This is a genomic window from Streptomyces albidus (ex Kaewkla and Franco 2022), assembly GCF_013870515.1.
In the GTDB taxonomy this organism is placed as follows: Bacteria; Actinomycetota; Actinomycetes; order Streptomycetales; family Streptomycetaceae; genus Streptomyces; species Streptomyces albidus.
The window spans coordinates 1-9887 of sequence record NZ_JACBXA010000224.1; the positions used below are offsets into that span (position 1 = coordinate 1).

Consider the following 9887-nt stretch of genomic DNA (forward strand, 5'->3'; position numbering starts at 1 on the left):
CCCTGGAGGCATGGCAGACCTTGGGGAGCGGACGCAGAAGGGCGTGGAGCTCGGAGCTCCGGTGCCGCTCATGTGCCGTCGCCCCCGATCTGATGCGGTTCAGCAGACGCCCGATCGTAGCCGCACGGGCGGGGGCGCCCGTACGCAGATCACTGGTCGAGAAGCACGTCACCCCACCCCGTACGGCGAGCGAGGGCCCGTCGTCGTCCAGCCGCACGTGCGGCGCGACCGTGCGGAGAGTTACGTTCGAAAGCGGGAGGAAGGGGGATGAAATGGCATCCCGATCACTCGCTGAGACAGCACTCGCCGGGTTGCGCCAGAGCTTCACCGGCGAACTTCTGACACCCGGTGATTCCGGCTACGACGAGACCCGCGCCCTGTTCAACTCCATGATCGACCGCCGTCCCTCCGTGATCGCGCTGTGCCAGACCGACCAGGACGTCGCCCGGGCGATCCGGTTCGGAAGGGACGTGGGTCTGGAGATCGCGGTACGCGGCGGCGGGCACGGAGTCGCGGGGACCGCCACGACCGAGGGCGGCCTCGTCGTGGATCTGCGCCGCATGAACAAGGTCACGGTCGATCCCTCGGCCCGTACGGTGCGGGTCGGCGGCGGCGCGACGATGGCGGACCTCGACACGGCGACTCAGCCGTACGCGCTCGCCACGACGGGAGGCAGGGTCTCCACCACCGGGGTGGGCGGATTCGTGCTGGGCGGAGGCTCCGGCTGGCTGGAGCGCGCGTTCGGCCTCGCCTGCGACAACCTGCTGGCAGCCGACATGGTGACCGCCGACGGCAGCGTCCAGCGCGTCAGCCCCCACACCGAGCGCGAGCTGTTCTGGGCTCTGCACGGAGGCGGCGGCAACTTCGGCGCGGCGACCTCCCTGACTCTCCGCCTCCATCCGCTGCCCGCCCTGACGGCGGCCCTGCTGATGTGGCCGGCCGAGGCCGGGCCCGAAGTGCTGCGCGCCTACCGGGACTTCATGGAGACCGCGCCCGACGAGATCGGCGGCGGGCTGATCTACCTCACGGGGCCCGATGAGGAGTTCGTCCCGGAGGGCCTCGTCGGAAAGCTCGTATGCGCCGTACTGGTCACCTGCACCGGCCCGGAGTCGCAGGCACGCGAGATCGTCGCGCCGCTGCTCGGACTCGGCCACACCGGAGAGATGATCGCGCAGATGCCCTACGCCCAGCTGCAGAGCATGCTCGACGACCCGCCGGGCTACCGCAACTACTGGTCGGCGGAGCACCTGGACACCTTCCCCGACGAGGCCGTGGGCCGGTTCTGCGCCCGCGCCCGGGACATGGTCGTCCCCTCGCCCTCCCAGCATGTGCTCTTCCCTCACGGCGGTGCGGTCGCACGCGAGGGGGCCGAGTTCCCGGTGCCCTGGCGCAGCGCGCCATGGGTGGCGCACCCGTTCGGCCTGTGGGAGGACCCGGCCGACGACGAACGCGCCAGGCACTGGGCGCGCGCCCTGCGTGAGGACATGCAGCCCTGGGCCAACGGAGCCGTCTACCTCAACTTCATCGGGCAGGAGGGCGAGGAGCGGGTGATCGCCGGATTCGGTCCCGAGAACTACCGGCGGCTCGCCGAGATCAAGGCCCGGTACGACCCGGACAACGTCTTCCATCTCAACCACAACATCAGGCCCGCCTGAGGATCCTCAGCGGCGCCCGTACATACCGGCGGACTCGCGCCGGGTGACGTCAGCCGTCCTCGAGGGCGGCCGTCAGCAACCGCCGTGTGTCGTCCTCGACATGGTCGGCGTAGTAGTCGTAGAGCGCCTGGCGCCCCAGTTGCGCGGCGCGGGCGCCGTCGCCGTCGCGGATGGCGGCCAGCACCTGCCGGTGGTGGGCGACGGAGCGCTCCATCCAGACGGTGGCATCGGCAGCCTTGGCGATCTTCTGCTCGATGACCTCGACGACGGCGTCGTGGACGGCGCGGGCACAAAGCCCCAGCAGCGAGTTGCCGCTGGCCTCAGCGACCGCCCGGTGGAAGAGGGCGTCGGCCTCGCTGAAGGCGTGCAGGCCGACCTTGCTGAGCGATTCCATCCGCTCGATCTGTTCCGACATGCGCGCGAGGTCGCTCTCCGAGTGCAGCCGGGCCGCCAGACGGTTGCTCTCCGCCTCGAGCACCATGCGGAACTGCACCAGCTCACCCAGGGTCGAGATCTGCGACCGGGCCAGCCGTCCCAGCGCGCGGCTGAGATTGTCGGACGTGACGCCGAGGACCTCGGCGCCCTGCGGGTCCCCGGGGCGTGAGCGGACCAGTCCCGCCGACTGCAGTACGCGCAGCGCCTCGCGGACGGTCGAGCGTCCGACGGCGAACTGGTTGACGAGTTCGCGCTCAGCGGGGAGCCGGGAGCCCGGCGGGAGGTCGCCGCTGAGAATGCGGTCCTCTATCTGCTCGGCCACCCGCTGGTAGGCACGCACCGGCTGCACCGGCTGGAACGGTGCTCCTTGAGCGGACATCCCCTGCTCCCCCTCGTGGCTCCGGTTCGCTCCTCGCGCGGCCTGCTTCTCACGCGGCCGGGAGGGGATCCGTGCAGATCGGCCCCCTCTCCCCCCTTGACCAAGGCGTGAGCGCGCTAGGAGAGTACGGGAATTCAACTGGTCTGACCAGTCGCCTGGTTTCCTGGCCAGGACTCTTGGAGGGACTTGTCCATGAATTCCAGCCCGGGTGCTCTTCCGCACCACCCCGTCGTGGATGCGGAGGCGGCCGTCTCCCTCACGCGTGACCTCGTGAGGCTGCGTACCGTCAGCGACACCGGCGGAGACGTCGAAGGCCCGGCCGTCGCCCGGCTCACCGCGCTTTTCACCGAGTTCGGCTGGGAGTTCGAGGTGACCGAGGTGGCTCCCGGCCGCCCCAACCTCGTCGCCGTCGTCGAGGGCGGCGGCGGGGACGGGCCGACGCTGATGTTCGAGGGGCACACGGACGTCGTCACCGAGGGCCGTACGGACGACTGGAGCGTCGACCCGTACGGCGGCGAGATCCGCGACGGAAAGCTGTGGGGCCGCGGCTCGGCCGACATGAAATCGGGCCTGGCGGCGATGATCCACGGGGTGCGCGCACTCCAGCTCGCCGGCCCCTTCCCCGGTCGCGTCGTCCTCGGCGTGCTGTGCGACGAGGAGGGGATGATGCTCGGCGCGAAGGCGTTCGCCGCCTCTCCCCTGGCGGCCGAGGTCGACGGCGTCATCGTCTGCGAGCCCGAGGGATACGAAGTGTGCACCTCGGCCCGCGGCGGCATCCGTCTGCGTCTGGCGCTCACCGGCGTGATGGCCCACGGCGCGATGCCGCAGGAGGCCAAGTCCCCGCTCGTGGCCGGGGCGCGCATCGTCGAAGCGCTCGCGGGCGTGCAGGAGTGGGCCGTGGAGCACTACGGCACCCATCCGCACGCCGGAGCGGTGACGGTGACCCCGACCGTGCTGCACGCCGGGGACCCCGGCCAGCTCAACGTGATTCCCGCACACGGGATGGTGGGCGTCGACGTCCGCACCGTGCCGGGCACCGATCACGCCGAACTGATCGGCCGCGTACGGCAGGCCGCCGACGAGGCAGCCGCCACCGTGGGCGTCACCGTCGAGCTGGCGGTGGTCGACGACCGGCCCGCGATCGAGATCGGCCAGGACCATCCCGTCGTCGCCGCCGTGGTGGCGGGGCACGTGGCCGAGCACGCCGTTCCGCCCGCCCTCGGCGCCGTCCCCGGCACCACGGACGGGACGATCCTCACCCGCGACGCGGGCCTGCCGACCGTGGTCTACGGCCCCGGCGGGAAGTGGATCGCGCACCAGAAGGACGAGTACGTCGAGGTGAAGGAGATCGGCGAGTACGCGCGGGTCTACGCCGCGGCGGCACGGCACTTCCTCACCGGGGGCGGCCGATGAACCGCCCTGCCCCTTCGGGTGGTTCGGCGCGCACCGGCCTCCTTCCCGAAGGCCTCCCGGACGGCCTGACCGGCGGGCTGCCCGTCGGCGACGCGTGGATTCCGGCGACCCAGTGGGAGCCCGTCCGCTTCCCCTACGACGGCAACGAGATCGGCGACGCCCCGCTGGGCGACGAGGAGTTGGCGCACCGGGCCGTCGAGCACGCCGCCGCGCTGCGCACCACGGTGGCGAAGCTGCCGACCCGGGTCCGGCGCCGGGTGCTCGCCGGTGTCGCCTCGGCGCTGGAGGCGGTCGCGAGGCCGATGGAGGACCTCCTCGTACTGGAGACGGGCAAGCCCAGGGTGGACTGCCGTACCGAGGTGGTGCGGGCCGTGGCCACGTGGGAGGCCTCCGCCGACGAAGTGGCCCATGTGCACGGCGAGACGGTGCCGCTCGACCTGCTGCCCTCCGGTGACGGCATGACCGGGTTCTTCACGCGACGGCCTGTGGGGGTCGTCGTCGGCGTCGCCGGCTTCAACTACCCGATGATGCTGGCCACCCACAAGATCGCGCCGGCGCTCGCCGCCGGATGCCCCGTCATCGTCAAGCCCGCACCGGCCACCCCGCTGGCCACGCTGTGGCTGGTGCACCTCGTGCGGGAGCAGCTGGCCGCGGCGGGTGCTCCGGTGGGAGCGGTGCAGATGGTCACCGGCGACGCCGACGTCGGCCGCGCTCTGACCACCCATCCGCAGGTGGCCGCGGTCTCCTTCACCGGTTCCGCCGCGATCGGCCACCGCATCGCGCGCGAGGCGGCTCCGCGAAAGGTGGTGCTCGAACTGGGCTCCAACGCCGCTCTGGTGGTGGCCGCCGACGCCGACCTGGACGCCGCCGCCGACGCCGTGGTCCGCGGAGGTCTCTACGCCTCCGGGCAGGCCTGCATCTCCGTGCAGCGGGTCATCGCCGTCGACGAGATCGCCGCAGAGCTGGAGCGGAGGATCGCCGAGTGGCTGCCGGACGTCGTCGTGGGCGATCCGCGCGAGGAGGAGACCAGGGTCGCCGCGCTCATCGACGAGGCGGCGACGGACCGTGTGTGCTCATGGATCGACCGCGCCGTTCAGGCGGGCGCGCGGCTCGTGCACGGCGGGGGCCGCAGCGGGCCGTGCGTCACGCCGACGCTGCTCGCCGCGGTGCCGGAGGGTGAACCCGCGTGGGACGAGGAGATCTTCGGCCCCGTGGTCTGCCTCCGGACCGTGCCGGACCTGGAGGCCGCGTACGCGCTCGTCAACGCCAGCCGCTACGGGCTGCACGCGGCGGTCTTCACCCGGGATCTGGGTGCCGCGCTCGACGCCGTCGAGGAGTTGGAGGTGGGCGGGGTCGTCGTCAACGACGTGCCCGGCTATCGCTGCGACATCGCCCCCTACGGCGGTGTGAAGGACTCGGGGATCGGCCGCGAGGGTCCGCGGTTCGCGATCGAGGAGATGACAGTGACGCGGATGGCGGTGATCCGCCGATGACGGTCGCAGGAGAGGAGCCGAGGGTGGCGTACGCGGACCTGTTCCGGCTGGACGGCAAGAGCGTGGCCGTGGTCGGCGGCGCCAGCGGCATCGGCAGGGAGGCCGTGAGGGCACTGGCCGCGCACGGCGCCCAAGTGCTCGTCGCCGACCGGGACTTCGAGGGGGCCTCCGAGACCGCGCGGCTCGCCGCCCTCGAGGCGCCGGCACCCGGCCGCCGTACCGGAGCGGTCAGCGCGCACCACCTGGACGTGCTGGACCCGGACGCCGTGCACGCCGCCGCCGCGGAGTGGGGCGCCCTGGACGGGCTCGTCGTCACCGTGGGCGCCAACGTGCGCAAGCGGATCACCGACTACACGGCTGCGGACTTCGACCGCGTCATCGCGCTCAACCTGAGGTCGTACCTGACGCTCGTGCAGGCCGTGGCACCCGCGATGGCCGAGCGCGGGCGCGGCAGCGTCGTGGGCCTGGCGTCCATGCGGGCCTTCCAGGTGGAGGCGGGACAGAGCGTGTACGCGGCCTCCAAGGCCGGGCTGGTGCAGCTTCTTCGCACGGCGGCGGCCGAATGGGGCCCGCAGGGCGTGCGGTTCAACGCCGTGGCGCCGGGTGTGGTGCGTACGCCGCTGACCGACCAGATCGCGGCCGATCCCGAGTGGTACGACGCCTACGCGCGTGCGTCGGCGCTCCAGCGCTGGGCAAGCGCGGAGGAGATCGCGGGCGCCGTGACCTATCTCGTCTCGGACGCCTCCACCTTCGTGACGGGCAGCGTGCTGACAGTCGACGGCGGCTGGACGGCGGTTGACGGCCGCTACGAGCCGTCGGTGTGACCGTACGGCGAGGTGTCTGGCACCTCGCCCGCAAGAAGAGAACAGCAGCACCGAAGAAGGAGCCACATGTCCGACAACCCCTCGCAGGGAGGGCGGGAGGGCCCGCAGGAGTCGGGCCCGCTCCCCTTCGACGCCCTGCCGGGCAACCGGCCGCGCCGCCGCTCGCTGTGGCTGCTGCTGGTGCCCGCCGTGCTCTACTGCGCGGCGCCCCTGGTCGCCGACAGCATCGAACCGCGCATCCTCGGGGTGCCGTTCCTGCTGGCGTGGATCATCGCCGCCACGGTCGTCTCCCCCCTGGTCATATGGGCTGCCGCCCGCCTCGACCCCGCCTACCGCGCCGGCGCTCTGGAGCCGATACCCGCCGACGACGGGCGTGACGTGGCCGGCAGCGAGCAGACCGGCACCGCCGAGGGAGGTGCGCGATGAGCTCCTCCGCCGCAATAGCGACGACGATCTTCGCGCTGGCCATGGTGGCCACCATCGTCGTGGGTCTGCTCAGCGCACGCGGACGCGACAAGGGGATGACCGAGTGGTCCGTCTCCAGCCGCGGCCTGGGCGTGCTGTTCATCTGGCTGCTGATGGCCGGCGAGACCTACACCAGCTTCTCCTTCCTGGGCACGGCCGGCTGGTCGTTCTCCTTCGGGGTGCCGATCCTCTATCTGGTGGCGTATCTGACCACCGGATTCGCCGTGGCCTACGTGGTGGGCCCGGCGCTGTGGACCTACGCCAGCCGGCACCGGCTGATCTCGATAGCCGACATGGCCGAACACCGCTTCCGTTCCCGTCCGTTGGGCATCCTGGTGGCGGTGGTGGCGACGGTCTTCATCGTCCCCTACATCCAGGTCCAGATTCAGGGCATGGGCGTGGTCGTCAACGCCATGACGTACGGGAGCATCGACCTGCGCGTGGCCGCGGTGATCTCGTTCGTCGTCGCCGAGGTGTTCATCCTGGTCTCCGGGCTGCGGGGCTCGGCCTGGGTCAGCGCGATGAAGGACGTCCTGGTGATCGCCGCGGTGGCCTTCCTGGCGGTGTACGTCCCCATGCACTACCTCGACGGAGTCGGGGACTTCATGCACCGGATGGTGACGGAGAAGCCGGAGTGGCTGACCTTCCCGGGGCACGAGTCAGGCGGCCTGGACGGCACCTGGTTCATCAGCACGCTGCTGCTCAACGCCGTGACGATCACGATCTTCCCCACCACCGTCGCCGGGTACCTGAGCGCGAAGTCGCCGAACGCGCTGCGGCGCAACGCACTGCTGCTCCCCTGGTACCAACTGCTGCTGTTCATACCGATGATGGTCGGCGCCACCGCGCTGTTCGTGATGCCGAACCTGAAGAACCCGGACCTGGCGCTGTTCAGCCTCGTCACCGACTCGCTGCCGGCGCCGCTGGTCGCGGTGATCGGAGTGGCGGGGGCGCTCTCCGCGATCGTGCCGATGAGTGTGTTCATGCTCGCGATCGGCACGCTGTGGGGGAAGACGCTGCTGGGCGGCGGCAACGGGGCCGACCCGCGCAGCCGCCGTACGGGCAGTGGTGCTCCGGCTGACGACATGCGTACGAAGCGGCTGTCCCAACTGGTGTGCGTCCTGGCCGGGTTGCTCGCTCTGGGCGGGAGCCTCTTCTTCCCCAACACTCTGGTGCAGCTGTCCGTCCTGTCCTACGAGGGGCTGGCCCAGCTGGTGCCCGCGGTCCTGCTCGCGCTGTACTGGCGGCGGATGTCCGCCGTCGCCGCCGGCTCCGGGATGCTGGTGGGGCTGGCGGTGATGACGGCGCTGTGGTCCACCGGGAACGACCCGTGGAACGGCGTCAACGGAGGCATCATCGCGCTGGCCGCCAACCTCGCCGTCACCGTCGCCGTCACCATGCTGCGTAAGGACGCCGAGGGCCGCGGCTCCCCGGGCGGCGACGCGAAGACACCGTCGGCCGCCCCGGCGTCCGGGGAGGCGTCGTGATCAACGAGATCGCACCGGTCCTCTACCGGGCGGCCCGCATCGTCAGCCAGCAGGGCGACGGCGCGGAGCCCGAGGCGCTGGCCGTCGCGGGCGGCTTCATCCGGGCCACCGGCACGGTCGCGGAACTGCGCAGCCGCTTCCCCGGCGCCGAGGAGGTCGACTTCGGCGACGCCACCGTCGTACCGGGGTTGAACGACGCCCACATCCACCTCGCCATCGCCGCCGAGGACCTGCTGCACCTGGATCTCTCGGTGGACGCCGTCTCCGGCGTCGAGGATCTGCTCGCGCAGGTGAGTGCCGACGCGGAACGCGCGGCGCCCGGCGAGTGGATTCGCGGCAGCCGCTACGACGACACGAAGACGGGTGCGCTCACCCGCTGGGACCTGGACCGGGCCGCTCCGGACCACCCCGTCCTCGTCGTCCAGGTCGCCGGGCACTGGGGAGTCGCCAACTCCGCCGCCCTGCGCGCCCTGCACATCGACGAGGACACTCCGCCACCGGACGGCGGCGACCTCGGGCGCGGCAGCGACGGGCGCCTGGACGGGCGGCTCGTCGAGCGCGCGCTCATGAACGTCGTCTATCCCGCGACCGCCCGCGGCGCCTCTCCCCTGCCGCCGAGCTCACCGCAGGAGAAGCTCCGCGGACTGGCACGTGCCCAACGGCAGTGGCACGCGGCCGGGTTGACGTCCGTGTGCGACGCGCTGATCGCGCCCGAGGACATCGCTCTGCTGCGCAAGGCGCGCGCGGAGGGCGAACTCACGCTGCGCGTGGGCATGTTGCTCTCCATCGAGCACTACGCCGCGGCGCGGGCCCTGGGCGTCGGCAGCGGCTTCGGTGACGATCTGCTGCGGCTGGTGGGGGTAAAGGCCTTCGTCGACGGCGCAATCGGCGGGCGCACATGCCTGCTGGCCGAGCCCTACGCCGACTCGGGCGGGCACGGGCTCCAGACGACCTCGACCGAGGACCTGCTCGAGCAGGTGCGGACGGTTCACGGGGACGGAAACCGCATCGGCGTGCACGCCAACGGGGACGCGGCGATCCGCCTCGTGCTCGACGCCTTCGAGACGGTGCAGCGAGAGATGCCGCATCCCGGTCTGCGGCATCGCATCGAGCACTGCAGCGTGATCGACGACGGCATCCTGCGGCGCATGCGGGAAACGGGCGCGATCGCGGTGCCCTTCGCCGGCTACGTCGGCTACCACGGCGGTTCGCTGAACCACTGGTACGGCAAGGACCGCACCGAGCGGATGTTCGCGCACCGCTCCTTCCTGGACGCCGGGGTCGGCGTCGCCGGGTCCTCCGACTACCCGTGCGGCCCGTACCAGCCGCTGCTGGGCGTGCAGTCGATGGTGACCCGCGAAGGCTTCGACGACGGTGAACAGGTCGGCGCCTCGCAGCGGATCACACCCCGGGAGGCGCTGGGCGTCTTCACGCTCGGTTCGGCGGAGGCGGAGGGCGCGGCACATGTGAAGGGGCGTCTGGCGCCGGGGAATCTCGCGGACTTCACGGTCCTGGGAGAGGACCCGCTGACCGTCGATCCGCAGTCCATCTCCCGGATCCCGGTCCTTGCGACGTTCGTCGGAGGCGAGTGCGTGTACGAGGCGTAGAAGCCGGCACGTAGCGGAGTGCACTCGCGGACGGCCTTGCGGCCGGGGCGGGACTCGCGGTCCCGCCCCGGCCGATCCGTGCCACCGCACTCCGGGCGGGTCTGCGGGTCTAGCGGGTGTGCGGCTGGA

The 9887-nt window shown here is 71.8% G+C and carries 9 protein-coding genes; 7 read left to right on the forward strand and 2 right to left on the reverse strand.

Going from position 1 to position 9887, the window contains the following annotated elements:
* The coding region (locus H5J26_RS31075; protein ID WP_210771712.1) for a hypothetical protein at nucleotides 1-217 on the reverse strand (217 nt) is incomplete at its 3' end.
* A gap of 55 nt (nucleotides 218-272) precedes the next feature.
* On the opposite strand from H5J26_RS31075, the gene H5J26_RS24420 reads away from it, so the two are divergent.
* Entirely contained in the window at nucleotides 273-1655 is a 1383-nt protein-coding gene (locus tag H5J26_RS24420; protein ID WP_181768111.1) for an FAD-binding oxidoreductase, read from the forward strand.
* Nucleotides 1656-1704: 49 nt separating this feature from the next.
* Here the strand turns inward: H5J26_RS24420 and H5J26_RS24425 are convergent, their stop codons facing one another.
* Nucleotides 1705-2469: a FadR/GntR family transcriptional regulator gene (locus tag H5J26_RS24425; RefSeq protein ID WP_181768112.1), complete on the reverse strand. Its 765-nt coding sequence runs from the start codon at nucleotides 2467-2469 to the stop codon at nucleotides 1705-1707.
* A gap of 192 nt (nucleotides 2470-2661) precedes the next feature.
* Here H5J26_RS24425 and H5J26_RS24430 point away from each other — a divergent pair, with 192 nt between their 5' ends.
* The 6 genes from H5J26_RS24430 (at nucleotide 2662) to H5J26_RS24455 (ending at nucleotide 9758) form a co-directional block, all read left to right on the forward strand.
* Nucleotides 2662-3882: a M20 family metallopeptidase gene (locus H5J26_RS24430; protein WP_181768113.1), complete on the forward strand. Its 1221-nt coding sequence runs from the start codon at nucleotides 2662-2664 to the stop codon at nucleotides 3880-3882.
* Nucleotides 3879-5375, forward strand: a complete 1497-nt coding sequence (locus H5J26_RS24435; RefSeq protein WP_181768114.1) for an aldehyde dehydrogenase family protein — start codon at nucleotides 3879-3881, stop codon at nucleotides 5373-5375. Before H5J26_RS24430 ends, H5J26_RS24435 begins: the two co-directional genes overlap by 4 nt.
* Nucleotides 5372-6199, forward strand: coding sequence for an SDR family NAD(P)-dependent oxidoreductase (locus H5J26_RS24440; RefSeq protein ID WP_181768115.1), 828 nt, complete (start codon nucleotides 5372-5374; stop codon nucleotides 6197-6199). Before H5J26_RS24435 ends, H5J26_RS24440 begins: the two co-directional genes overlap by 4 nt.
* 66 nt (nucleotides 6200-6265) lie before the next feature.
* Complete coding sequence (locus tag H5J26_RS24445; protein WP_181768116.1) at nucleotides 6266-6625, forward strand: DUF3311 domain-containing protein; 360 nt, start codon at nucleotides 6266-6268, stop codon at nucleotides 6623-6625.
* Nucleotides 6622-8151: a sodium:solute symporter family protein gene (locus H5J26_RS24450; protein ID WP_181768117.1), complete on the forward strand. Its 1530-nt coding sequence runs from the start codon at nucleotides 6622-6624 to the stop codon at nucleotides 8149-8151. Before H5J26_RS24445 ends, H5J26_RS24450 begins: the two co-directional genes overlap by 4 nt.
* The gene (locus H5J26_RS24455; RefSeq protein ID WP_181768118.1) at nucleotides 8148-9758 is read left to right on the forward strand and encodes an amidohydrolase; all 1611 of its coding nucleotides are present in this window, start codon (nucleotides 8148-8150) and stop codon (nucleotides 9756-9758) included. The genes H5J26_RS24450 and H5J26_RS24455 overlap by 4 nt, the downstream gene beginning before the upstream one ends.
* Nucleotides 9759-9887 lie beyond the last annotated feature (129 nt).